Source organism: Olsenella sp. oral taxon 809 str. F0356 (genome assembly GCF_000233535.1).
In the GTDB taxonomy this organism is placed as follows: Bacteria; Actinomycetota; Coriobacteriia; order Coriobacteriales; family Atopobiaceae; genus Olsenella_I; species Olsenella_I phocaeensis.
In genome coordinates this window covers 1603680-1628069 of record NZ_JH376563.1, presented here as the reverse complement: position 1 = coordinate 1628069, position 24390 = coordinate 1603680, and the positions used below count along the sequence as shown (strand labels likewise).

The window sequence follows — 24390 nt, the reverse complement described above, 5'->3', positions numbered from 1 at the left end:
GGTTCACTCTGACGACATCCCGACAGCTATGGCAAAGCCATGCGCTTCGGCCCACTCAAACTCCCGCTTCCTCGCCTCTGGCGATGGGAACAGGAGAAAGGGACTTTGACTCTTGTGGTAGTTCATAGCGTCCTCCTCCACTGAGGAATCATTTCAGAGAAGGCTGAGATCGTCAGATCCCCAATCCGCCGAACGGCGTGGACGAAAAGTTCGATAGTGCTGGATTCGGAGATGAATTCAGACCAAAAATGGACGGAAAACGCGTTTGTGTAGGTTATGCAGCGATCCTAGCGACTACAACACAACTTTTTCTTTACACAAACGCGTTTTCCGTCCAGACAAAGAACCTACAGGGGTTCAAAGTCGACACAAACGCAAATCCCGTCCACGAGCCCCGTGAGCCTAGGCGCGGCGGAACAGGCGCTCTGCGAGGAGGCCGACAACGAAGCCCAAAATCGCCGGCAGTATCCATCCCATCCCCAGACCGGCCAGGGGCAGGAGGTCGAGCGGAAGCGCCAAGCCCTTCGCGAAGCCGTCACGCAGCGCCACGATGACACTATCCACGCCGCAGAAGGCGACGCAGAGCCTCCATGCCAGCCTACCCCCCTCACCGCTCCCCCGCTGGGCAAGGCCCATGACCATGAGCACGATGGCGATGGGGTACAGGGCAGAGAGCAGGGGCACCGAGTACTCCAGGATGGTAGTGAGCCCCACATTCGCGAGCAGGCAAGAGAGCACGGCGATGACCAGCGCCCAGCGCTCGTAGGGCATGAGCTCATACTCGACCGAGAAGTACTCGCTGATGGAGCAGATGAGCCCGATGCACACATTGAGGCAGGCAACGAGGAAGATCGCCGCCACGAGCACGCTCCCCGCCGACCCGAACTCGATGGCCGCCGCGCCGGCTATGACCTCGGCGCCGTTTGCCGCATTGGGAAGCGCGGAGCCCATGACCGCTCCGAGGTAGCCGAAGCCGCAGTAGATCGCGGCCATGCAAACGCCCGCAATGACGCCCGAGCGCACCACCTGTCGAGCGATGCCCGCGGGACTCTGGACGCCGAGTTCCCTCACGTTCATGGCGATGACGTAGCCGAAGGCAAGGGCGGCGAGCACGTCCATGGTCTGGTAGCCATAGACGAAGCCGGCGACGCCCGCGGCCTCGTCGTAGGGTGCGCTGGCGACGGTGGCGGGGATGCCCGGAGGCGACACGAGGGTGGACGCCACGAGCAGCACCACGAGCACGATGAGCGTGGGGCCGGATATCTTGCCCATGAGCTCGGTAAGGCGGTTGGGGTGCATGGCGAGGAAGTACGCCACGACGAAGAAGACGAGCGAGAAGGCGACGAGCGCCGCGGCGGGAGACACGTCCTCCGGGAGCAGCGGCCTCACCATCTCGAACGAGGTCGTAGCCGTGCGAGGGATGGCCAGGAAGGGCCCGATGGCCAGGTAGGCCGCCGCCGCGAAGACCTTGGAGAAGACGGGGTGGATGCGATCCCCCAGCTTGCCCACGGTGCCCGAGAGCGCGATGGCGGCGATGGTGAGGACGGGCAGCCCCACGGCCGAGACGATGAAGCCCAGGAGCGCCTCGGGGGTCTGGACGCCAGCTCGCAGGCCCAGCAGCGGTGCCAGGATGAGGTTGCCCGCGCCGAAGAACATCGAGAAGAGCGTTACCCCCACGACCAGGCCGTCGCGGGCCCCCAGAGCGTCCGAATCGCTTCCAGATGCTAGGTGGGTCCTCTTTGCCATGCCGAATCCTTTCAATTTGTTTTTGAAAAGGTATCATGTGCGCGCGTAGGCGGTGCCTCTTGTAGCCATTCCGAAACGCTACGCGGCTTCGAAGAACCAACAGCACGAGCGGGCCTGCCGGCTTTCCGGCAGGCCCGCTCGCTTGCTAAGGGAACCGTTGCGAGGACATTCGAGCGCGGCCTTGGGAGGTTATCCCAGCCGGCCCGTCCAAGCCCCTCCCCTACAGCTCCCTCCCCTGGTAGAGCCTGCAGGAAATCTGCATGGAGAGCAGGTAGACCACGACGCATGCAAGGACGCCGATGGGGGCGAGCCACCATCCGAGCGCGCCGACGACCCCCGTCAGCCCCGCTCCCATGCCCTGCAGCGTCTCATTCGGAAGCAAGGCCATGAGTGAGGGAACCAGGCAGGGCAGGACGACAATCGCCCTCGCCCTGGCAGTCCCCCAGGCGAAGAGGAAGGGCAGCTGCAGGCTGAAGAGCAGGTGCAGCACCAGGTATGCAAGCAGCAGGAAGCCGAGGAGGCTCCCGAGGCCGAGCTCTCCCGAGACCTGCGGCATGAGCAGGGGGAGCAGTCTGGCACAGAGCAGTGCCAGAAGGGCGACGAAGAGCAGCACGACCAGGCCGAAGAGGGGCAGGAAGAGGTAGCGCGAGCGCACGACGTCCCGCCTCGTGACGGGGAGCGCCAGCCTGCCCTGCTCCCAGCCGCTCGCCTCGTCGGCGCCGAAGGCCCAGCCGAGGGCAAAGTACATCGCGATGCAGAGCGCGATGATGGGGAAGGCGACGATCTGGTCGAGAGAGATTGACGTCTCCCTGCCCGAGACGTAGCTGATCAGGAACGGGACGAAGACGACCACCGCCGTCACCCACAGCATCTGGCGAAGCCTCCGCGCCATGAGGCAGAAATCCACGTACAGCAGGGATGCCATCAGAACTCCTCCCCCCTGACGACGAGCAGCATGAGCTCGTCGATATCCGCCGCGTCGCAGGCGAGCAGCGGGTAGGCGCGCAGGAACTCCGCGCGGTCGGGAACCAGCAGGTCATAGGACAGGTCGCGCCTCAGCACGCGGGCGCCGGCGCCCTTGAGGAGACCGTCCGCGCGCACGCGCTCCAGCTCCGCCTCCCTCAGGCGGGCGATTCCCATCACGTCGTTCACGAGGTCCCTCTCGCACTGGAACACGACCCTTCCGTCGTCCACCATGAGGAGGTAGTCGGCGACGTGCTCGAGGTCGCTCGTGATGTGGCTCGAGATCAAGGCGGAGCGGTCTCCCGCCTCCATCCACTCGCGCAGGATGCCCAGTACCTCCTCGCGCACGATGGGATCGAGCCCCGCCGTCGGCTCGTCCAGGACGAGGACGCGCGCCCCCGTGGCGAGGGCGCAGGCCAGCTGCAGCTTCATGCCCATGCCGCGCGAGAGCTCGCGCACGCGCTTGCGGGCCGCGTGTGAGCGGTGCGGGCACTCGTCGTGCGGCAGGAGCCCCATGCGCTCGGACAGCTCCTGGAAGAGCCTCCAGTCGAAGCGCTCGTAGGCGAGGGCGTGCATGGTCGCCACCTGTGCCACGCTGAGCTCGCCCGGATAGGGGCAGGTTGAGCTCACGAAGCCGATTGCACCCTTCGCCTCGCGAAGCACGCCGGAACCCATCTGCGAAACGGGGTGCCCGAAGAGCTCCACCTCGCCCGCATCGGGGACGAGGCTCCCCGTAATCGCGCGCATGATGGTGGTCTTGCCCGCGCCGTTCTGCCCCACCAGGCCCATCACCGACCCGCGGGGCAGGTCGAGGTCGATGCCCCTCAGCTCGAAGCCCTCGTAGGACTTGCGGAGCCCCCTCACCCTGAGGTCCGAGGGCTCCCCGCCCAGGTCCAGGGTGCCCAGCGCCAGCTTGCGTCCCATGTGTCCAGACATCAGCGACCACCCTCCTCCAGCACGAGGTCGAGCATCTCGTGCAGCTCGTCCGACCCGATTCCCGCCTCGCGCGCCCGTGCGGCGGCGAGGGCAAGCGCCTCCTCGACGGACCTCAGGCGCTCCTCGCGCAGCAGCTCGGGATCCACGCCCGCGACGAAGCACCCCTTACCGGGCACGGTCTCCACGAGGCCCTGGGCCTCCAGCTCCGCGTAGGCTCGCTTGGTCGTGATGGCGCTGATCCTGAGGCTGGTGGCCAGGCTGCGTATGGAGGGCAGGGCCTCCCCCGGCTCGAGCGAGCCCTGGACGATCTGGGACCTGACCTGCGTGGCTATCTGCTCGTAGATGGGTGTCCCCGAGGAGTTGGAGAGCACGACCTCCATCCCGTCTCCTCTCTGCTCATACTGTATATACATAACATATACAGTATGAGCAGAGAAAGTCAAGGGCGATTTTGGAGAAGGTCCTCTCGCCAGCGGACCCATGCGGGGTGCAACCCGTACACAACTCGCCACAGATGACGACTTTCTGTCACCTGGGGCGAGTTGTGTACGACCAAGTGAGAGGGGCGCCAGAACCTACGCAGCAAGCTCCCTCACGGCGGCGATGGCCACGTCCACCTCGTCCTCCGTGTTGAAGTACGAGAAGCTGAAGCGGACCACGCCCTGCTCGATGGTGCCCAGGGCGCGGTGCATGCGCGGGGCACAGTGCGCTCCCGGCCTGGTGGCGATGCCCCAGCGCTGCGAGAGCTCGTCCGAGACGGCGGAGGAGCTGTGGTCGCGGACGTTGAGGGCGACGATGGCACAGCGCTCCGCCTGGTCGAAGTCCCCGTAGACGCGGACGCCGTCCACGGAGCGGACGCCCTCCCAGAAGCGGCGCATCAGCAGGTCCTCGCGCGTGCGGACGACCTCCACGCCAATCTCCTCCAGCCATCCCAGGGCGGCAGAGAGGCCCGCGATGCCGTGGTTGTTGAGCGTACCGGCCTCCAGGCGGGTGGGGTACTCGTCGGGCTGCGACTCGAGGAAGGACTTGACGCCCGTCCCGCCCACCTTGAGCGGGGCGACATCGACGCCCTCCGCAAGGCAGAGGCCGCCCGTGCCCTGGGGACCCATGAGCCCCTTGTGCCCGGTGAAGCAGACCACGTCGGCGCCGAGCCTGCCCATGTCGACGTCGTGAGCGCCCGCGGTCTGGGATGCGTCGAGGACCACCAGGGCACCGTGGGCATGGGCCACGTCGGCCACGCGCCTGACGTCCACCATGTTGCCCGTGACGTTGGAGCCGTGCGTCACGGCGACGAGTCGGGTGCCTTCGACCACCAGACGCTCGAGCGCGTCGTAGTCGAGCCTTCCCTCCCCGTCCGCCCCGGCGAAGTCCAGGCGCACGCCGCGCTCGTCGCGCAGGCGGTAGAGCGGCCTCAGGACCGAGTTATGCTCGAGGTCGGTGCTCACCACGTGGTCGCCCGGGCGCACCAGCCCCATGAGCGCGACGTTGAGGGCCTCGGTGGAGTTTGAGCAGAAGGCGACGTGGTCCGCGCGGGGACAGCCGAAGAGCCTGGCCAGGCGCTCGCGGGCAACGTAATCGGCGCGCGTGGCGGCGAGCGAGGCCTCGCTCGTCCCGCGCGAGGCGTTGCCCATGTCCTGAAGGGCCGCGACCACGGCATCGACAACGACCTGGGGCTTGCGCATGGTGGTGGCGGCGTTGTCCAGGTAGATCATGGTCCTCCCCTCATGTGGGTCGCCCCACCCCCGGATGGACCGCGAGCGGGGCGACGACTGCTCGTTGCGCGCCTGGCTAGGGCCTGACCACGTGCGAGGCCTCCATCTGGCGCTGGGCGATGACGTACATGTTGGTGACGTCGCCCACCTGGAGCTTCTCGGCGATGCCATAGAAGTTGAGGCAGGTGCCGCAGCTCAGGACCTCGACGCCGGCATCCACGAGGGCCTTGATGTCCTCGATGGAGTCGGAGCCCTCGGTGGTGAGCTTGACGCCGCCGTTGTAGAACAGGACGCACTTGGGGAGGACCTCCTGCTGGGTGAGGGCGTAGATGAAGCCCTTCATGAGGGTGCGGCCCAGCTCGTCGGAGCCCTCGCCCATGTGGTCGGCCGTGATGGCCACGACCACGCCGTTGCCGGGCGCGCAGCAGGCGTAGTCCGCGGGGTCGGTCTCCTTGGCGGCCTCGGCGGCTCCCGCGCCAACCTGGATGCTCACCTGCCAGCTGCCGTCGCCCTTGTCCTCGACCGAGGACGCGAGGCCCTTCTCGCCCGCGAACTTCTGGAGGTTCTTGACGGCCGTGGGGTTGTCCACGGAGGTGACGACGGTCGAGCCCTCAGCAGCGGCGGCCACGGCCTTCATGGTCTTGACCACGGGGATGGGGCAGGCGTCGCCGATGGCGTTGACGTCGATGATTTCATTGCTCATGTGATGCTTCCCTTCTTGGGACCAGAGTCCCAGCGTCTTGCGAAAGACAGCTTGCCCACTAGCTCGCTTGCCTACTTGACGACCCTGACGAAGGGCTCCCCCTCACCGCGGGTCACGAACTCTCCCACGCGTGCCGCCGAGACGCCGGTCGCGCGGATGCGCGCCACCAGCTCGTCAGCCTGCTCGGGCGGCAAGGCGAACATCAGGCCGCCGGAGGACTGCGGGTCGAAGACGACCTCGGGAACCTCCTCGGCAAGTCCCTCGTCCACCTTCACGCGGTCCCTGAAGTAGTCCTCGTTGCGGTAGGCCCCGCCGGGGATGATGCCCATGCGCGCCATCTGCGCCGCGCTGTCGAAGAGCGGGACCGCGGAGTAGCTCAGGCATGCCGTGACGCCCGCGCCCTCGGCCATCTCGCAGAGGTGGCCCGCCAGGCCGAAGCCCGTCACGTCCGTGCAGCCGTGCACGTCGAAGTCGCGCGCGGCCTCGGCCGCGTACTTGTTGAGGGTGCTCATCTCGCGATAGAGGTCGCCGAGCTCCGACTGCTCGAGCAGCTCGCCCTTGACGGCCGTGTTGAGAAGCCCCGAGCCCACGCGCTTGGTGAGCACGAGGGCGTCCCCCGCCCGCGCGCCGGCGTTGGCCAGCACTCTGTCGGGATGCGCGAAGCCCATGACGCACATGCCGTACTTGGGCTCGTCGTCCGTGATGGTGTGGCCGCCCGCGATGGTGCAGCCCGCCTCCTTGGCCTTGTCCGCCCCGCCCCTCAGGATCTCTTCCGCGACGCTCACGTCGAGGCAGTTGGGGAAGCAGAGCAGGTTCATGGCCAGGGTGGGCGTGCCCCCCATGGCATAGACGTCCGAGAGCGCGTTCGCCGCGGCAATCTGGCCGAAGAGGTACGGGTCGTCGACCATCGGCGGGAAGAAGTCCACCGTGCTGATGAGCGCCGTGTCGTCGCTCACCTTGTACACGCAGGCGTCGTCCGAGCTGTCAAAGCCGATGAGCAGCCGTGGGTTGAACGTGTTGGGTAGGTCGCTCAGAACCTGAGCGAGGGCACCAGGTGCCATCTTGGCCGCTCAACCAGCCGCCTTGGTCATCTTGGTGAGCTGGACCTTCTTTGCCGTCATGGTCGCCTCCTCCCCCTGCTCGTGCGCGGGGCGGCATGTCCGCCGCCAAAGGCTCCCGCGCGTAGAATGTCCTGGACCACGGCGCCCCTGGGGCACCCGTCCACGGAACCTCACCCCAGGCCGGCACAGGAAGGAACGACATGCCCCTCTCCGCTCCCAGGGATACCCTCATAGTAGCGTTCGACCGCACGACCGACGCGATGGCGATGGAGGCCGCCTGCAGGCGCGACGGCATGCCGGGCAGGCTCATCCCCATGCCGCCCCAGATATCCGCCGGCTGTGGCATAGTCTGGAAGGCGGACCCCGCCGACGAGGCACTGGTCATGGACGAGATGCGGGAGCTGGGACTCAGCCCCAGCTCCCTGCACCGCATCATGGTCTAGGCGAGAGGACCATCCGCTGCGGGCCGTCCCGGCCGAACGCCTGCGGCGGCGATGCTGCACCGCACCTAGACCTTCGCCGGGGCCTCCTTCTGTCCCTCGCCGTCCCCTGCCTCGTCCGCCGCGAAGACGAACATGACGTATCGCACGAGGGCGTAGGCGACGAGAAGCGTCGCGATTGCGGTCTCGACCAGGACGGGCAGCTGCAGCCAGGGCGCGGGCACGCCGAGCTTCGCCAGGCATGCCATGGTCTGCTTGAGCGCCGTGGCGGTGATGACGAAGGGGAAGGTGTAAGCCGCGAAGCTGGGGGCAAACTTCCCCTGCGCGAGCAGTCGCGGCAGCTGGGTGAGGACGCCCAGGAAGACGATGCTGGCAACGACCTCCATCAGGACGAGGAAGCCAGCGTCTTTGGGGGTCACCGACTGCACGTAGCCCACGACGCAGAGGCTCGCGGGAGCCGTGCAGATGCACAGCACCGGACGAGCGGGGACCGGCAGCTCACCCACGCGGAGGTAGCGCAGTGCCACCGCGACGGAGACGAGCACGAAGGTGACGACGCCGAACCAGAAGGCGACCGTCCCCACGTCGGCCCTGCCCATGGCGGGGGCGGTGATCGATGCCGCGACGATGCCCACATAGACGATGTACCAGCTGGGGAAGACCTGCTTCAGCTGGAAGTGCAGCACGTGGCGGGCGGTGAACCACACGATGAGCGCCAGGTGCAGGGCGAGGCCCAGGTACCAGAGGAGGTAGCCCAGGGGCTCAAGCACCGGCTTGGCGTAGCCCGCGAGCAGCAGGAGCGCCATGGGGAAGGTGCCCGCGATGCTGGCGAGCATGGGGTTGGCCATGTCGCGCCTGAAGTCCTCGGGGTACAGCGCGACCTTCGCCACCAGGACGATTCCCATCACGGTGGCGAGGATCCCGCAGACCATGCGGATGGGCTCGCCATAGCTCTGGAGCAGGTTTCCCAGGCCGACGAGGCCCAGCATCACGCCGGCGAGCGGCAGGGGGACTCTTCTAAGCAACGAAGGCCTCCCTCTTGACCGCGACGACGTCCTCGATCTTGAGGCGCTTGAGGGGCTCGCTTCCCTCGCCGTCGAGGTTGGTCACGCCCTCCTCGCGGCAGACGATGCTGGCAACCTTCCAGGCGCAGAGACCGGTGAAGTAGATGCACTGCTCCTTGTGGGCGCCCTGGCCCATGTCGAACTCGCGGGTGAGCACGCGGCAGCAGAGGGCATGCTTGCCGTTGTTGTCGCGGAACCAGTCGTGGAGCTCGTGGGTGAGGCTCATGCACCTGACGACCTTGGGGTCCTGCGGGCCGTTCTGCTCGGTGCGCCCGTAGAGCAGGCCGAGGGCGGCAACGCCCCCGTTGGCCGCGCCGCACATGCAGCCGGACTTGCCCACGCCCACCGACATGCCCGAGACCATGGTGATGACCTGCTCGGACACGTCGAGCTTGAAGCAGTCGCGAATGGCGCACATGACTGCCTCGTCGCAGAAGTAGCCGCCCTTGTAGTAGCCCTCCGCCAGGCGCTGGACCTCGTGGGGGCTCACCTCCTGCACGTTGATCCTGACGTTCGTAGCCATGATGAAGCTCCTCTCCTTGAACGCTCTGTATGGCTATGCGTCACCTAGGCCCGAGGGGCTGGGATTCACCGGATTCGCATGTCAGCTACAAGATGTCTCGAAGCGCCTCTAGCGCGGCATCCACCTCTTCGGCCGTGTTGAAGTAGCCGAACGAGAAGCGAATGGTGCCGCTGGGGTAGGTCCCCAATGTCTTGTGCGCGGACGGGGCGCAGTGTAACCCCACGCGGACCATGATTCCATAGTCGGAATCCAACTTTTTTGCGACGGTCGCCTCGTCGTCGCCAGGCGTCTGGATGGACACGACGGCGGTGCGCCCCTCGCTGCCACGCCTTCCGACCAGCCTTGCGACGCCCCTCTCCTCCAGGGGGGCCAGTCCCTCCATGAAACGTTCCGCGAGCGCCATCTCGTGCCGATGGATGGCGTCGATGCCCGTCTTTGCGATCCAGCCCAGGGCGGCATGCAGGCCAAAGATGCCCGGCAGGTTCTGGGTGCCCGCCTCCAGGCGGTCGGGCAGGAAGTCCGGAAGCTCCTCGCTGTGGCTGACGCTCCCCGTGCCGCCAGAGACGAGGGGCTCGAGCTCCAGGCCCAGCCCCTCGGCCAGCACGAGCCCGCCTATGCCCTGGGGACCCATGAGGCCCTTGTGGCCGGTGAAGGCCACGGCGTCCGCGTGCAGCTCGCCCACGTCTATGGGGAGCACGCCCGCGGTCTGCGCGCTGTCGAGGAAGAAGCGGATGCCGTGCTCCCGGCAGAAGGCGCCCAGCTCGTGCGCGGGCATGACGGTGCCGCAGACGTTGCTCGCGTGCGTCATGACCAGGGCACGGGTGGCGGGGGTGATGCAGGACTCGAGCGCGTCCAGGTCGAGCGCGCCCTCCCCGTCGCAGCGGGCGCGGGTGAAGCTCACGCCCTGGCGCTCTAGCTGGCGCAGGGGACGCATGACGGCGTTGTGCTCCATGGAGGAGACGATCACGTGGTCCCCGGGTCGCAGGTAGCCCTTGAGCAGGACGTTGAGGGACTCGGTCACGTTCTTCGAGAAGACCACGTTGGCGCAGTCCGAGCCGCCGAAGAGCCTGCAGAGTCGCTCGCGCGTCTCGAAGACGACCTGCTCGGTGCCATAGGCATCCTGGTAGGCTCCGCGTCCCACGTTGGTACCCACGTGGGCGAGGTAGTCGTACACCGCCTGGGCCACGCAGGGTGGCTTGGGGAAGGTCGTGCTCCCGTTGTCGAGGTAGATGCCCATGTCTTCCGTTCACCCCTGTACGCGTGACGCTGGCGGGAAAGGTTCAGCAAACTCAAACATTGTCAGCATACGGTAAAAAATCGTTATTCGTCTACAAAGACAACGCTCGTGAGAAGACGGCGGAAAGGAGACGAACGTGGACGCAAAGAGTGAGAAGACGGCGATCGTTGTGGGAGGCGCGGTGATCGGCGTCATCGCGTCGCTCCTCGTGTACTTCGGCAACCCCGGCAACATGGGCTTCTGCATCGCCTGCTTCATGCGCGACACCGCAGGTGCGCTGGGGCTTGACTCCGCCGCAGCGGTCCAGTACATCCGCCCCGAGATCATCGGCCTGATCCTAGGCAGCACGGTCATGGCAGTCGCGAACAAGGAGTTCGCCCCCAAGGGTGGAAGCGCCCCCGTCACCCGCTTCGTGCTCGGCTTCTTCGCCATGGTCGGCGCCCTCATGTTCCTCGGCTGCCCCTTCCGCATGATCCTGCGCCTCGCAGGCGGCGACCTCAACGCCGTCTGGGGCATCGTGGGCTTCGTCCTGGGCATCGCCTGCGGCGTCGTCTTCCTCAACCGCGGCTACAGCCTGGCCCGCTCCCACAAGATGGACGTCGTCGAGGGCTCCGTCATGCCCGTCATCGCCGTCGTGCTCCTGGTGCTGCTCATCGCCGCGCCCGAGTTCATCCACTTCACCGAGGCCGGCAAGGGCCCCGGCGCCCTGCACGCCGCTGTGGGCATCAGCCTCGTCGCCGGTCTCGTGGTAGGCGCGATCGCCCAGCGCACCCGTCTCTGCATGGTGGGCGGCATCCGCGACCTGATCCTCTTCCGCGACAGCAAGCTCATCCTGGGCTTCGTCGCCGTCTTCGTCGCCGCCCTGTTGACCAACCTCGTGCTCACCGCCGCGATCCCCGGCACCTTCTTCAAGCTCGGCTTCGCCGACCAGCCCATCGCCCACACCGACGCGCTCTGGAACGCCCTCGGCACCTTCCTGCTGGGCCTCTCCTGCGTGCTCCTGGGAGGCTGCCCCCTGCGCCAGACCGTCCTCTCGGGCGAGGGTAACTCCGACAGCACCATCACCATCCTGGGCCTCGTCGTCGGCGCCGCCTTCTGCCACAACTTCGGGCTGGCCTCCAGCCCCGCCGGCCCCACCTTCAACGGCATGGTGGCCACCATCCTGGGCATCGTCGTAGTCCTCGCCATCGCCTACGCCAACAGCCTCTCGAGAAGCGAGTAGCCCTCCGACATCCCGGGCCCTCGCAAGAATCGGCGGGCCTGGTCGGGGACGCTCCCGGCCGGGCCCCGACAAAGATAGGAGAACCATGAAGACCATTGACGCACGCGGACTTTCCTGCCCCGAGCCCGTCGTCCTCACCCGCAACGCCCTGTGCGACGACTCCGAGCTTGAGGTCCTGGTGGACAGCCCCGCCCCACGCGAGAACGTCGCCCGCTTCGCCCGCAGCCAGGGTTGCGCCGTCGAGGTCGCCGACGCCGAGGACGGCTGGCGCATCTCGATCAAGCGCTAGATGGCCGCCCAAATGCGCCTCGTCGCCACCTTCGTCTCGCACTTCGCGGCCATGCGCTTCCGCGGCCTCTGCCAGAAGGCGGGCTGGGAGGTGGAGCTCATGCCCGTGCCGCGCTCGCTCAGCAGCAGCTGCGGCACCTGCGCGAGCTACGTTCCGGGCACCGCCGAGGAGCTGCTCCCGGCGGGAGCCAAGGAGGACGAGCTCGAGCTCGTGGCAAGGGAGTCAAAAGACGGCTTCGAGGTCGTCTGGAGGCATGAGGGCTAGGCGGCGCGACAGCACGTCCAGACCCCTAGCGGCCCACCTAGCCTAACCAGACATTTCGAAGCACCCGATCTTGCAGTCGTGGACAGAATCGTCATAGGAATGCCCCACATGCGTCCACGAACGCAAGATTCGTCCATGGAAAAGGTCCACCCATGCAATTCGGCCCGGTCAGGCGAGAGCAAGCTCGCTCGACCGGGCCGCGCACGTACGATGCCGGAACCTCACCTACTCTCCCAGCGTCAGGAGCAGAGCCATCTTGAAGCGCTTGTCCGCGCGCACGTAGTGGCGTCCGCCCGCGTCGAACTTGAAGTTCTCTCCGGCGTGGATGAGGTGCTCCTCTCCCTCGTAGCCGATGGTCGCCTCGCCGTCCAAGGCAAAGACGATGGCCTCTCCCGGAGCGGAATGCTCGCTGAGCCCCTGACCCGCGTCGAAGCTCATGAGGGCGAGCTTCATCCCCGCGTTGTGCGCGAGGTCCATGTTCACGATCGACCCGTCCTGGTAGGGCAGGAGGTCGGCCAGCCTGAGGACCTCCCCCGCCTTGAGCATCTCGTTCATCTGCGCTTCCCTTCCTAGGTTCACCTCTACGTACCCGCACCCGACCCCCGTCCGCACGCCCACCGGCACGTCGATGGGCGTGACGGCGAGCTCGCCGGCCCCGAGGGTGGTCGCCTCTCCCCCGCTGCCATAGAGCTCGAGCGTGCCACCCTGCACGAGCACCAGCTTGGGCGTCGCATAGCTTTCCGCGCTGATGTCCGTGCCCGCCGCGAGGGCGAAGCCCAGGGGCGCGCCGTCGGGCCGCGCGAGCTTGGAGGAGACCGTGCATCCCGGAGGGGCCACGAGCTCCTTCGCAAGCGAGAAGGTCCTACCTGCCTCTATGTCCATGTGCCTCAGCTCCCATATGACTTGGCTCCCTGGTCTTTCCGCACGCTGGGAGTCTGCCCGTTTCGCGCCAAATGATACGTTGATAGGGGCATATTTTTCGCACTCAGCCCGGGCGCGCGGGGCGCGGGCCAAGCCCTATCGCGGCAGTCACGCCGGCAGCTCCCCCGCCTCGATGCACTTCTGGGGACACGACCTTTGGCAGCTGCCACAGCCCATGCAGGCGTCCGTGATTCGGAAGCCCTTCTCACGCACGGCGCCACCGCCCAGGGCCAAGCTCTGCCTGAAGACGGGCTCGCGACCCAAGTCGAAGAGCTCCAGCTCGCCGGAGTCGAGGAAGAATGCCTCGAGGACGTAGCGACTCTCGCCAGGATACACGCCCTCCATGGAGGGGTTCTGCTCGAAGATGCGGTCTATCGTCTGCCTCTGGAGGGCATCGGGAAGGCGCTTCGCCTCGCCGCTGAGGCGTACGGACTGCCACTGTCCGTTGAGGCCGGCTATCGCCACCTGCGGGAAGCGCAGCAGCTGAGCATGGAAGTCCTTGCCGCGCGCGGTGCAGAAGTAGAGCCTGCCGTCCTCCACGAGCATCACATCTATGACGCGAACCTGTGGAAGTCCCCTCTCGTCCACCGTCGCGAAGCAGACGTCCCGCATGTCCCTCAGCATCTGAAGCAGCTCCGTGGCCTGCATCTCTCCCCGTTCCAAGGTCCTCCCCTGGGTACGATTCTCCTGCCTGCGCGTCGTGGCGGGAAGTAGGCACCTTTGGGTAAGCATGAGAGAGAGGATCGGTCGCGTCGAGGGCGGCGGAGCCGGCGAAACCCATGGAGAGGGACCTTCGGCGTGACGGTCCAGGTCGTGACGGACCTGCAACGCGCCTAGAAGACGCGCCTCTTCTTGAGCAGCCACATGATGAGCACGCAGACGAGGGCGGTGGCGACACAGATTATGACGAAGCCGTGGGTCTCGTTGGCAAGCGGCATCCACTCGTCGCTCACGTTCATGCCATAGAAGCCCGAGACGATGGTGGGGATAGAGAGGACGACCGTTATCACCGTGAGGCGTCGCATCACGTCGTTGAGGCGCAGGTCCATGACGGACGACATGAGGTCGCGCGTGCCGTCGATCACGTTGCGGTAGATCTGGGCCATCTCGAGTGCCTGCTGGTGCTCCACGATGGCGTCCTCGAGGAGTTCGTCCAGACCCTCGTGGCGCAAGAGCCGCGGGCAGCGCCTGAGCCTTCCCAGGGCGTTGGCGTTTCCCTGCAGGGAGGTGGAGAGGTACACCAGCGAGGACTCGAGCCCATGGAGGGAGAAGAGGTCGGCCTCGCTGATGGAGCGGTCCATGCGGCCCTCGAGAGCGAGGCGACGACGGTCGATGTCTGCCAGGACCTGCTGGTAGAAGACGCCCAGGCGCAGGAGGATGGTGCAGACGAAGCGACTGTGCCTCCAGGTGGAGAATCCCCTCACCTTGCCGGACGAGAAGTCGTCCAGGAGCGCGAAGCGCTCGGAGCAGATGGTGATCACGTTGGACTTGGTGAGGATGATGCAGAGGGGCACGGTGTTGCGGGCGCGCTCGCCGTGGGTCTCCCCCGCCGAGGGGACGTCGACGAGGATGAGCAGGGAGTCGTCCTCGTACTCGTACTCGACGCGCGCCTTCTCCTCGGGGTCGATGGCAGCGAGGACGTCGTCGCGCTCGAGGCCGAAGGTCCTAGCGACGAGGTCGACCTCGTCGAGCGTGGGCGCGCAGAGGCGGACCCACGCGCCGTCCCCCATGTCTTCCACGCGGGAGGTCACGCGATTCTCGGTGCGATATGCCTCGATCACGCTTCCTCCCCCGGACTCACGGCCTGGCCCCTGCATCCAGTCGAGCCTAGCACAGGACGCGCCCCCGACCGGAGATGCTCCGACAGGGGGCGCGGCGGTCGGCCGCGAGCGAGCAGCCGGCCAGTCGTGTCCGTCCGAGGGCTACCCCTGCCCACCCATGCCGAAGGCGTAGCCCGTCATGGCCATGGACCCCAGGTTGATCTTGTGGTTGAACACCAGGGGCCTCTCGCCCTCTGCGGCACCCATTACGAAGGGCAGCGGGAGGAAGTGGTCCGGCGTGGGAACGGCGTAGTCCGCGTCGGGGAGGCTTGCGTACGAGAGGACCGCGTCGTCGTCGCGCCCCTCGACGGCCGCGGTGACGCGGGCCTCGAAACGCTGGGCCTGGGGCGTGCCGCCGGGGTTGTGCCAGTCGGCCTCGTAGAGGTTGTGGACCACGTTGCCGGAGCCCATGACGAGGTAGCCCTCGTCGCGGAGGTGGGCAAGACCCTGGCCCAGCCGGTAGGCGTAGCGGGCGTCCTCGTCGCCGTTGACGGAGATCTGGACGACGGGGATCTTTGCCCCCGGGAACATGTGGACGAGGGGCGCCCAGGTCCCGTGGTCGATGCCCCAGTTGTCGCTCGCCGCGACCTCGATGCCCTTGGTGGCAAGGACGGCGTCGGTGAGCGCGCGATGGCCCGAGGGCTCGTACTTGAGGGCATAGAGCTCGTCAGGGAAGCCGTACATGTCATAGGTCTGGCGGGGCCTCTCGGCGCTTTGGACCCAGCTTCCATGCGTGTACCAGTGCGCGGACGCCATGAGGATGGCCCTGGGCGTGCCAAACTCCTCGACCACCCTCCGGCCCAGCTGTGACATGCCCTCCGTGAGCTCGTCGTGACGCAGGGCGATCATGGGGTCGCCGTGGCCCACGAAGATGGCGGGCATCCTTCCGCGTCCGGTATACGCAGCGGGTTCGGTCGTGGCCGCGTTGGGCGTGGCCTCCGCCGCACCGTTGGGCGTGGCCTCGTTTCGTGCTGTCATGATTCCTCCCTCTGCCCGCGACCGTCGTCACGGGCCACCTTGCTCAGAAGCAGCCAGAGCTGGCGCTTCTCGCCTTCGTCCAATGCAGAGAACCGCCTGCCGATGGCCCCCATCACCCGTGGGTAGGTCGCGCGCACGAGGGTGCGGCCCGCCTCGGTGAGGCTCACCATGTGCACGCGTGCGTCCGTGTCGGAACGGCCCAGGCTCACCAGTCCGTCGCGCTCGAGGTTGCGTGCCACGAGGGGCACGTTGCCCTGGGTGCCGAAGATGGCCGCCTGGATCCCGCCCATGGAGAGGGGACCGTGCGCGTCCAGCGCCTCGAGTACCTCGAACTGGGTGAGTGTGAGGCCGGAGGGACGGACCTCCGCCGCGCTCTCGCGGAAGATGCGGTTGCGGGCCCTGCTCAGGGCAGCGAAGAGGTAGTCGTCGGCGCTTGGCATGGATGGTCACGCTCCCTTCGGACTGGCCGGATTCCGTTGGCTGGTGTCCTTCTCTTGTCGACCGGTGTTCTTCTCTTGTCGACTGGTGTCCTTCTCCCCCGAACGCGGCAATTTATACCTAACTAGTTGTTTCAAGGGAGAATTGCCGCCCTTCTCCCCGTTCTCTATGCAACTTCCTGACTCTGACTCGCCTCTCCCCCGTTCTCTATGCAACTCTCTGACTTCGTCGAGGCGTCAACTGGCCTTTTGTTAGGGCAATTTCAGAGAAAGGCATAGAGAACGGAGCTGGATACGGGAGCAGGAACTGGGAGCAGGAGCTGGGGGGGCGGGGTTGGACGGGATGACGGTGAGCGGCATGGAGCTGAGGGATGGAGTGGAGCTGGGGAGCGCGTCGAGAAGAGCGGCGCCGGGGTCGAGCGAGTGGTCAGCCCAGATGCCAGGTGTGGTCGGCGGGGAGGCTGTGGCCCAGCACGAGCTCGACGTTCCTGCTGTCGCTCCTCTGGTAGTGCGCCTCCGCCTCCTCGGGCGTAGAGCCGCCGGCCACCTTGCGCGCGACGAGCCGCCGGTGTAGGACCTCAGAGTCCTCCCGCAGCATGACGGAGACGTCGCAGAGCTCGCGCAGCCCCCTCCAGCCAGGCTCGTCCAGGAGCAGGTAGTTGCCCTCGACCAGCACGACGTCGCTCTCCACCAAAGGTCCGTCTGCGCTGACGTCGTGGGTCCTGCGGCTGTAGCTGGGCCAGCGCAGGGCCTCACCCGCACGTAGGCGTGCGAGCGCTGCGGCGAGCACCTCGACGTCGAAGGTCTGGGGCGCGCCCTTTACGCTCCTCAGGGACGGGGCGGCGGGGTCGTCACCCACATGGCGCGCGTCCAGCCAGACGTTGGGCCGGTGGAAGCCGTCCATTCCCAGCGCCTGCAGGGGAGCCAGCCCCTCTCGCCCGCACGAAAGCCCTTGGAGGAAGCTCGCGAGCGTGGACTTGCCCGCGCCGGGAGGCGCTGCCAGGAAGGCCACGACCCGCCTGCCGCCTGCCCGCGCCTCGTCGCGAAGCGAGGTCAGCTCGCACAGGAAGGGCAGGAAGAGACCCTCCACGTCCTCGCGCGCATAACTCGCGAGAACCTCCTGGTCGTTTATGAGGAGGGGCAGCTCGACTCGAGGACCGCCCTTCCCCCTTTGTGACTCTGGCGAGAGCAACGACATCCCCTACAGGTCGTCGACCAGGGCCGTGGACTTGGCGTAGGCCGTGGAGCGGGCCTCGAAAAAGTCCGTCTTCACCATGTTGGCGTTGGAGTACTGCCTGACCCAGGCCATGTCCTCCGGCTCGTGGCGCGCATCCTCGAAGAGGTAGCCGTAGCCCAGGGCGTTCCAGCGGAGGTTGCCCAGGTAGCGCACGTAGCCTTCCACCATGTCGCCCGTGAGGCCGGGAATCTGGTCGCCGATGACGTAGCGGCCCCAGGCGACCTCCTGGCGCACGCCCTCCTCGAGCATGGCACGCAGCTCCACGACCATCCGCTCGTCGAAGAGCTGCGGCTCCTCCTTCTGGAGCTCGCCGATGATGTTGCGGAAGAGCCAGAGATGGGTGTTCTCGTCGCGGTTGATGTAGCGGATCTCCTGGGCGCTGCCGGGCATCTTGCCGTTGCGGGCCAGGTTGTAGAAGAACATGAAGCCCGAGTAGAAGTACACGCCCTCGAGGATGTAGTTGGCCATGACCACGTGCAGGAAGGCACGCGCGTCCTGGTGCTCGACGAACTCGTTGTAGTTGTCGCCGATGAAGGTGTTGCGCCTCAGAAGGTGCTCGTCGTCGCGCCACTGGTAGAGGATCTGGTTGCGCTTCTCGGGCGAGCAGATCGTGTCGAGCATGTAGGAGTAGCTCTGGGAGTGCACGCACTCCTGGAAGGTCTGGATGCCCAGGCAGAGGTTGACCTCGTTTGCCGTGACGTACGCGCTCACATTGGGGAGGTTGGCGCTCTGGAGGGAGTCTAGGAACACCAGGAAGCTCAGTATCTTGTCGTAGGCGCTGCGCTCTGCCTCGCTGAGGCGCGGGTAGTCCTTCACGTCCTGGGCCAGGTTGATCTCCTCCGGGACCCAGAAGTTGTTCATGGCCTGGCGGTACCAGTCGCTCACCCAGCCGTAGCGCATGTTGTTGAAGTCGTTGAGGTTGGTGGTGTTGCCGCCGATCATGCGGCGGTCACGGACCTCGATGTCCCCCTGGGGATTGAAGAGCGCCTTGCGCACGAGGGCGCTGGACTTCTCTATGGCCATGGTCTGCCTTTCTGTTTGGCGTGACGAAGCGATGCTGGCGTAGCGAAGCGGCACGGCAAGAATATACGCCCCCGCCCGGGCACGCGGCCAAGGCGGGGCGCGCCCACTACGACGAGCAGCTCTCGCACTCCTCCACCTCGAGGGACTTGGAGCGCACGTAGTAGACGGTCTTGACGCCGCGCTCCCAGGCCTCGACGTAGAGGGCGAGCACCTGCCTCATGGTGAACTCGTTGGTGATGTAGAGGTTCATGGACTGCGCTTGGTCGATGTGGCGCTGCCTCACGCCCGCCGCGCGCACCGACCAGCTCTGGTCGATGAGGTGGGCGGGCTTGTAGTACCAGTAGGTGCCCACGCTGAGCTCGGGGGCGATGCGCGGCAGCATCATGCCCTTCTTCTCCTCGAGGAAAAAGCGCCTCATGATGGGGTCGAGGCCCGCCGTGGTTCCCGAGAGGATCGAGGTCGAGCTGGTGGGGGCGACGGCCAGGAGGTAGGCGTTGCGCATGCCCTGCCCGGCCACGCGGGCGCGCAGCACGTCCCACTCGCCTCCGACGTAGCCGCGCTTGTCGAAGTAGGCGCCGGTCTGCCAGTCGGAGCCCTCGAAGAGCTCGTAGGCGCCCTTCTCCGCGGCGAGGTCGCTCGAGGCCTCGATGGCGTGGCGGTTGATGCGCTCAAAGACGTCGTCCACGAACTCCAGGTGCTCCTCGCTCTCCCACTTGACGTGGCGTTTCGCCAGCATGTGATGGTATCCGCTCACGCCCAGGCCGATGGAGCGGTAGCGGTGGTTGGTGATCCGCGCATAGGGCAACGCGTAGAAGTTGAGGTCGATCACGTTGTCGAGCGCGCGCACCACGGAGCGCACGGTCTGCCTGAGCTCGGTGTCGTCCTCCACGTCGATGCGGCCGAGCGAGAGGGACGCGAGGTTGCAGACCACGAAGTCCCCCGGGCGCGTGGTGCTCACCACCACGGTGTCGCCGTCCGAGGTGACGACCTCGCGCGAGACGGACTCCATGGCGGAGGTGTTCTGGGCGATCTCGCAGCAGAGGTTGGAGCAGTAGATCATGCCCGCGTGCGGGTTGGGGTTGGCCCGGTTCACCGTGTCGCGCATGAAGGCGAAGGGCGTGCCCGTCTCCACCGCGGAGCGCAGGATCAGGCGCACGACCTCGCGGATGGGCATGCTGCGCTTGGGGATGCGGGGGTCCGCCACGCAGTCGAGGTAGCGCCTCTCCCACTCGTCGCCGAAGTAGTCCTCGATGGCATAGCCCTTGACGGTCAGGACGTCATGCGGGTCCATGAGGTGCCACTCCAGCGACATGTCCTCCTTGGCCATCCTCCAGAAGAGGTCGGGGTAACAGACCGCGGGGAAGACGTCGTGGGCCTTCATGCGTTCGTCGCCGTTGTTGGTGCGCAGCTGCAGGAACTCCGGCAGGTCGCGGTGCCAGGCATCGAGGTAGACCGCGACGGCGCCCGAGCGCACGCCCAGCTGGTCCACCGCCACGGCGGTGTCGTTGATCACGCGGATCCAGCGTACGACACCGCCCGCGGCGCCCTTGTAGCCGCGGATCGAGCCGCCCGCCGCGCGCACTTTGCCCAGGTACATGCCCATGCCGCCACCGTACTTCGAGACCTGCGCGAAGTTGTCGACCGAGCGGTAGATGCCTTCGAGGGAGTCTGGCACCGTGTCGATGAAGCAGCTCGAGAGCTGGTGCTGGGGCCTGCGCGCGTTGGAGAGCGTGGGCGTGGCCATGGTCACCTTGAGCTGGCTCAGCATGTCATAGAAGCGGGCGACCCACCCAAGCCGGACGCCGGGGCCCTCGCGCAGGGCCAGGTGTAGGGCGATGCCCAGGAACATCTCCTGCGGGGTCTCCAGCGCCTCCCCCTCGAAGGAGCGGATGACGTAGCGGCGCAGGACCAGGTCCATGCCCGCGTAGTCGAAGAGGTCGTCACGGGAGTCGTCGACGAGCGCCTGGGCCGCGTCTATCTCTGCCCTGGTATAGCCCTCGAGGATGTATTCGCCATAGAGCCCGAGGTCGGTGAGAAGGCGCAGCTTGTCATAGAAGGAGCCCACGGAGCGACCCGCCATGAGGGCCGCGACCCTGCGGTGGTGTCCGTAGGCGAGGATGCGTGCGGCGACGTAGCTCCACTTGGGGGTGTCCTTGCTGGTGAGCTCCACCGCGGCACGCACCAGAGCGTCAAGGCGACCGTCGGCATCGAGCTCGTCGGTGAGAAAGCCGCGGAAGCGGCCGAGGAGTGACGCCGTGGCGTACTCCTCGTCCAGGAAGTCGTGCTGGATGCGGGCGATCACGGGCGAGAGGCCCTCGTCAGCCACGAGCCGCACGATCTCCCGGCGCTGCTGGCGAAGCTCGCTGCGGCGGGAGCGGTACAGGATGTAGGCCTTGGCCTGCGCGAAGTGCCCCTCGCGCATGAGCGCCTCCTCGACGAGGTCCTGGACCTGCTCGACCGTGGTGGCGCCCTCCTCGGCCATGCGGGCCTCGACCGCGGTGACGAGGGCCTCGAGCTCGCCCCCGGCGAGCTGGGCCGACGTGGCGGCGAAGGCCTTCTGGATGGCGCGGCCGACCTTGGAGGGGTCGTATTCCTCCGTCGAGCCGTTTCTCTTGACTATCTGCATCGTTGCTCCCGTTGTTGCGGCGCAAATGGGGCGCACGATTAATTGACCCAGTGACAATAGCATATCTTGGCCCCAGGACATGCGAACGCATGCAACATCTCGTTGCTGATTTTGTGCCACGCACAATATGTTGGTGAAAACAGCAATTCAAAGAGCAGCTAGGGGCCTGCCAGGACGGACGCGCCGCGATATGGGAGGCTAGTTCGGGTCGCGCGTTGGTACGCGTCCGCACGGCCCGTTGCGGCAGCCTCTCGCGCAAATGGCATGTGGCTTGCGCGGGAAAGGCGCATAGCACCAGGTCGTTGGGAATTGGCGCGCAGACCACGAGCAGCTTGTGCGTGACATATGCGATGCACGACCCCCGCCCCATGCCATGCGGAGTCGTACACAATCGGCATATCCACACAACTGAAAAATACGTGTGGCTCTTACGCACAAAAGCGCAGGTCAAGGGCATTCGACCATGCCGCTGCTAGAATGTTCAGCCTAAGCCTATCGAAAGGACATCGCCATGAAGCATGCCCCCGGCACAAGCGTCGCGCTTGCGGCGGCATCCGCCTGCCTCGCACTCGCAATCGGGATGGCAGCGGCCTCCCCCGCCCTCGCGCAGAACTCCGGCGCCTCCATCGACATGCAGCGCCTCTACAACCCCAACTCGGGCGAGCACTTCTACACCGCAGACACCTCCGAGGCCAGCGGGCTCGTCAGCCTGGGATGGCGCCACGAGGGCTCCGGCTGGGTGGCGCCCCAGAAGTCTTCGACGCCGGTCTATCGCCTCTACAACCCCAACGCGGGCGACCACCACTACACGACAAGCGTCGAGGAGAGGGACGTCCTGGTCGAGAAGGGCTGGAACTACGAGGGAGTGGGCTGGTACTCCAGCGACAACAAGTCCGTCGCCGTCCTGCGCCAGTACAACCCCAACGCAAAGGCGGGCGCACACAACTTCACGACCAGCAGCGCCGAGAACGACAACCTGGTCAATGCCGGCTGGAAAGCCGAGGGCGTGGCCTGGTACGCCGTGGCCGAGGGGAAGCCCGCCGTCGACGGGGCCATCATGGGGGTGAGCACCACGACGCCTGCGGGAATGGCTGCGTATTACCGCGCCATGGGCAAGAAGAACGGCTTTAGCTACCCCTCAGAGGTTGAGTCAAAGGGTGGAGCAGCCACCATCGAGACCTTCGCCCAAATCGTCTATGAGGAGGCGAACGCCGAGGGCATTCGTGCCGAAGTGGTCTTCTGTCAAGCCATGCACGAGACTGGCTGGCTCCAATATGGCGGTGACGTCAGCCCCGACCAGTTCAACTATGCGGGGTTAGGTGCCACGGGCAATGGCGAACCGGGCAATCGTTTTTGTGATGTTCGAACTGGCGTCAGAGCCCAGGTACAGCACCTCAAGGCCTATGCCTCCAATGCGCCTTTGATAAATGAATGCGTAGACAAACGCTTCAAATACGTGAAGACTCGCGGCGTCGCGCCAACAGTCAACGACCTCACCGGAAAGTGGGCAGTTCCTGGAGTAAAGGACGGGGTAACCTACGGCGGACAGATCGCCTCGCTCATGAACGAGCTCGCCAACTACAAGGCTTAGCGGCTTGACGCCAGGACTGCTGGCGCCGACGACGAAACGGATGGTTAGATGGAACTGAGCAAGAAGAGAAGAAGGGCCCTCCTCGCCCTGGCACTCACGGCCGTGCTGGGCATGGGCGTGACGCCCGCCTGGGCGGGCGAGCCCACGGAGGGACAGAACGTGGTAGCTGGGAAGACCACGGCCGAGCAGGCGGAGACGTCCGCGCCCATGCTGGATGCGGAGGACGCGGGTGAGGCTGCGGCTCCGCGGGAGCTTGCGCTTCCCGCCCAGGAGGTGCCTCTCCCCGAGGAAGCCAAGTCGCCCGCCCCTGCCGACGAGAACGAGGCACAGGCGACGGACGCCGAGGTAGGCTCCGCGCCCGCAGGCGACGGAGCAAAGACCGACCAGCAGGAGGCGACCAAAGCGGAGCCCGCCACCAAGGCCGCCGAGCAGACACCCGCCTCCGGCGATGGCGCTGATGACGACAGCGGCTCGACCATGGCCGAGCTCGAGGAGCTCTCCAAGACCACGGACGTGGACGAGCTCGTGGCGAGCAAGGCGCAGGTCGTGCACGACGAGGCGCCCCTGCAGCTTCGCAAGCTCGCCAAGACCGCATCCGTCAAGTCGATCGAGATGATGCGCCTCTACAACCCCAACTCGGGCGAGCACTTCTACACCAGCAACGCGGAGGAGGTGGCGAACCTGCGCTCCCTGGGATGGAGGCTCGAATCCGTCGGCTGGGTCGCGCCAGAGACCTCAAACGTCCCGGTCTATCGCCTCTACAACCCCAACGCGGGCGACCACCACTACACCACCAGCGCCGAAGAGCGCGACGACCTCGTCAGGCTGGGATGGCACGACGAGGGCATAGGCTGGTACTCGGACTCCGGCGAGACCGTCGCGCTGCTGCGCCAGTACAACCCCAACGCCAAGGCGGGCGCTCACAACTTCACGACCAGCGAGGAAGAGAATGACAGCCTGGTCAGGCTGGGCTGGCGCCCCGAGGGCATCGGCTGGTACGCACTGGCGGCCGGCTACGCCATCGATCCCAAGGAGACGAGCTACATCTATCTGGATGCCGGGCACGGTTGGAGTAGCGGAGCTTGGGACTCTGGCGCCGTTGGCAATGGCTACCAGGAGGCGGAGCTCACGGCCGACCTCACGGCTCGCATGGCAAAGTACGCACGCGAGGTCTATGGCCTGAACGTCTTCGAGAGCACCAGCGAGGGCACGAGCCGCCCCGACTACAGAGGCCGACAGGCAGACGCCAAGAGCCGCGGCTGCACCTCCCTGGTCTCCATCCACTTCAACGCCAGCGATGGCTCAGGCGCCTCTGGCTACGAGAGCTACCGCCACGAGAGCGTGCCCAACCCGCGTTCCGCCCGACTCCAGTCCATCATGCATGCGCAGCTCGCCTCCACGGGCCTGCGCAACAGGGGCGCACGGAGCGCAGACTTCGCCGTGGTGAGCGGCCGCAACGACGGCCTTCCCGCGACCCTGCTCGAGATCTGCTTCGTCACGAACCCCTACGACATGCGCCAGTACATGGCAAACCGGGACAAGGTCGCACGCGCCCTCGCCAAGGGCCTTTACGAGGCCGCGCAGGCCGGCTTCTGAT

The 24390-nt window shown here is 66.4% G+C and carries 24 protein-coding genes; 6 read left to right on the top strand and 18 right to left on the bottom strand.

Features of this window, described 5'->3' with window-relative positions; all coding sequences use genetic code 11:
• Positions 1–402: 402 nt before the first annotated feature.
• The 7 genes from brnQ to selD all read right to left on the bottom strand — a co-directional run bounded on the left by brnQ (position 403) and on the right by selD (position 7181).
• Positions 403–1746, bottom strand: a complete 1344-nt coding sequence (gene brnQ / locus HMPREF1008_RS07355) for a branched-chain amino acid transport system II carrier protein (RefSeq protein WP_009279231.1) — start codon at positions 1744–1746, stop codon at positions 403–405.
• 220 nt (positions 1747–1966) lie between these two features.
• Complete coding sequence (locus HMPREF1008_RS07350) at positions 1967–2671, bottom strand: ABC-2 transporter permease (RefSeq protein ID WP_009279230.1); 705 nt, start codon at positions 2669–2671, stop codon at positions 1967–1969.
• A complete protein-coding gene (locus tag HMPREF1008_RS07345) occupies positions 2671–3645 on the bottom strand; it encodes an ABC transporter ATP-binding protein (protein WP_009279229.1) in 975 nt (324 codons plus the stop codon). The genes HMPREF1008_RS07350 and HMPREF1008_RS07345 overlap by 1 nt, the downstream gene beginning before the upstream one ends.
• The gene (locus tag HMPREF1008_RS07340; protein WP_009279228.1) at positions 3645–4025 is read right to left on the bottom strand and encodes a GntR family transcriptional regulator; all 381 of its coding nucleotides are present in this window, start codon (positions 4023–4025) and stop codon (positions 3645–3647) included. Before HMPREF1008_RS07340 ends, HMPREF1008_RS07345 begins: the two co-directional genes overlap by 1 nt.
• Positions 4026–4220: 195 nt before the next feature.
• The gene (locus HMPREF1008_RS07335; RefSeq protein WP_009279227.1) at positions 4221–5357 is read right to left on the bottom strand and encodes an aminotransferase class V-fold PLP-dependent enzyme; all 1137 of its coding nucleotides are present in this window, start codon (positions 5355–5357) and stop codon (positions 4221–4223) included.
• Between the two features lie 76 nt (positions 5358–5433).
• Positions 5434–6060 (bottom strand): sulfurtransferase-like selenium metabolism protein YedF, encoded by a 627-nt coding sequence (gene yedF, locus HMPREF1008_RS07330; protein WP_009279226.1) that lies wholly within the window; start codon positions 6058–6060, stop codon positions 5434–5436.
• A gap of 71 nt (positions 6061–6131) precedes the next feature.
• Positions 6132–7181, bottom strand: coding sequence for a selenide, water dikinase SelD (gene selD / locus HMPREF1008_RS07325; protein ID WP_083823505.1), 1050 nt, complete (start codon positions 7179–7181; stop codon positions 6132–6134).
• Between the two features lie 140 nt (positions 7182–7321).
• On the opposite strand from selD, the gene HMPREF1008_RS07320 reads away from it, so the two are divergent.
• The gene (locus tag HMPREF1008_RS07320; protein WP_009279224.1) at positions 7322–7564 is read left to right on the top strand and encodes a DUF3343 domain-containing protein; all 243 of its coding nucleotides are present in this window, start codon (positions 7322–7324) and stop codon (positions 7562–7564) included.
• A 65-nt stretch (positions 7565–7629) separates the two neighbouring features.
• Here HMPREF1008_RS07320 and HMPREF1008_RS07315 read toward each other — a convergent pair whose 3' ends face one another.
• The 3 genes from HMPREF1008_RS07315 to HMPREF1008_RS07305 all read right to left on the bottom strand — a co-directional run bounded on the left by HMPREF1008_RS07315 (position 7630) and on the right by HMPREF1008_RS07305 (position 10385).
• Positions 7630–8586, bottom strand: coding sequence for a TDT family transporter (locus HMPREF1008_RS07315; RefSeq protein WP_009279223.1), 957 nt, complete (start codon positions 8584–8586; stop codon positions 7630–7632).
• Positions 8579–9148 carry a C-GCAxxG-C-C family protein gene (locus tag HMPREF1008_RS07310; protein WP_009279222.1) on the bottom strand — a complete coding sequence of 190 codons (570 nt, stop codon included), beginning with the start codon at positions 9146–9148 and terminating at the stop codon, positions 8579–8581. Before HMPREF1008_RS07310 ends, HMPREF1008_RS07315 begins: the two co-directional genes overlap by 8 nt.
• 85 nt (positions 9149–9233) lie before the next feature.
• The gene (locus HMPREF1008_RS07305; RefSeq protein WP_009279221.1) at positions 9234–10385 is read right to left on the bottom strand and encodes an aminotransferase class V-fold PLP-dependent enzyme; all 1152 of its coding nucleotides are present in this window, start codon (positions 10383–10385) and stop codon (positions 9234–9236) included.
• Positions 10386–10521: 136 nt separating this feature from the next.
• Between HMPREF1008_RS07305 and yedE the strand changes: the two genes are divergently transcribed.
• The 3 genes from yedE (at position 10522) to HMPREF1008_RS07290 (ending at position 12160) form a co-directional block, all read left to right on the top strand.
• Positions 10522–11607: a YedE family putative selenium transporter gene (gene yedE / locus HMPREF1008_RS07300; protein ID WP_009279220.1), complete on the top strand. Its 1086-nt coding sequence runs from the start codon at positions 10522–10524 to the stop codon at positions 11605–11607.
• Positions 11608–11692: 85 nt separating this feature from the next.
• Positions 11693–11896, top strand: coding sequence for a sulfurtransferase TusA family protein (locus HMPREF1008_RS07295; RefSeq protein WP_009279219.1), 204 nt, complete (start codon positions 11693–11695; stop codon positions 11894–11896).
• Complete coding sequence (locus HMPREF1008_RS07290; protein ID WP_009279218.1) at positions 11897–12160, top strand: DUF3343 domain-containing protein; 264 nt, start codon at positions 11897–11899, stop codon at positions 12158–12160. It begins immediately after the preceding gene.
• Positions 12161–12385: 225 nt separating this feature from the next.
• Here the strand turns inward: HMPREF1008_RS07290 and HMPREF1008_RS07285 are convergent, their stop codons facing one another.
• From HMPREF1008_RS07285 to HMPREF1008_RS07250, 8 genes are all read right to left on the bottom strand, one after another.
• The gene (locus tag HMPREF1008_RS07285; protein ID WP_009279217.1) at positions 12386–13042 is read right to left on the bottom strand and encodes a cupin domain-containing protein; all 657 of its coding nucleotides are present in this window, start codon (positions 13040–13042) and stop codon (positions 12386–12388) included.
• Between the two features lie 147 nt (positions 13043–13189).
• Positions 13190–13813: a pyridoxamine 5'-phosphate oxidase family protein gene (locus HMPREF1008_RS07280; protein WP_232202853.1), complete on the bottom strand. Its 624-nt coding sequence runs from the start codon at positions 13811–13813 to the stop codon at positions 13190–13192.
• 101 nt (positions 13814–13914) lie between these two features.
• Complete coding sequence (locus HMPREF1008_RS07275) at positions 13915–14862, bottom strand: magnesium transporter CorA family protein (protein WP_009279215.1); 948 nt, start codon at positions 14860–14862, stop codon at positions 13915–13917.
• A 141-nt stretch (positions 14863–15003) separates the two neighbouring features.
• On the bottom strand, positions 15004–15879 hold the full coding sequence (locus tag HMPREF1008_RS07270) for a dioxygenase (protein WP_009279214.1): 876 nt from the start codon (positions 15877–15879) through the stop codon (positions 15004–15006).
• Positions 15876–16319, bottom strand: a complete 444-nt coding sequence (locus tag HMPREF1008_RS07265) for a MarR family winged helix-turn-helix transcriptional regulator (RefSeq protein WP_009279213.1) — start codon at positions 16317–16319, stop codon at positions 15876–15878. Before HMPREF1008_RS07265 ends, HMPREF1008_RS07270 begins: the two co-directional genes overlap by 4 nt.
• Positions 16320–16743: 424 nt before the next feature.
• The gene (locus HMPREF1008_RS07260; protein WP_083823503.1) at positions 16744–17514 is read right to left on the bottom strand and encodes a nucleoside/nucleotide kinase family protein; all 771 of its coding nucleotides are present in this window, start codon (positions 17512–17514) and stop codon (positions 16744–16746) included.
• 3 nt (positions 17515–17517) lie between these two features.
• Positions 17518–18576: a ribonucleotide-diphosphate reductase subunit beta gene (locus HMPREF1008_RS07255; protein WP_009279211.1), complete on the bottom strand. Its 1059-nt coding sequence runs from the start codon at positions 18574–18576 to the stop codon at positions 17518–17520.
• Positions 18577–18682: 106 nt separating this feature from the next.
• Complete coding sequence (locus HMPREF1008_RS07250) at positions 18683–21202, bottom strand: ribonucleoside-diphosphate reductase subunit alpha (RefSeq protein ID WP_009279210.1); 2520 nt, start codon at positions 21200–21202, stop codon at positions 18683–18685.
• 511 nt (positions 21203–21713) lie between these two features.
• Between HMPREF1008_RS07250 and HMPREF1008_RS10670 the strand changes: the two genes are divergently transcribed.
• The gene (locus HMPREF1008_RS10670; RefSeq protein ID WP_009279209.1) at positions 21714–22793 is read left to right on the top strand and encodes a glucosaminidase domain-containing protein; all 1080 of its coding nucleotides are present in this window, start codon (positions 21714–21716) and stop codon (positions 22791–22793) included.
• A 48-nt stretch (positions 22794–22841) separates the two neighbouring features.
• Positions 22842–24389 (top strand): N-acetylmuramoyl-L-alanine amidase, encoded by a 1548-nt coding sequence (locus tag HMPREF1008_RS10260; protein WP_009279208.1) that lies wholly within the window; start codon positions 22842–22844, stop codon positions 24387–24389.
• Position 24390: the final 1 nt, after the last annotated feature.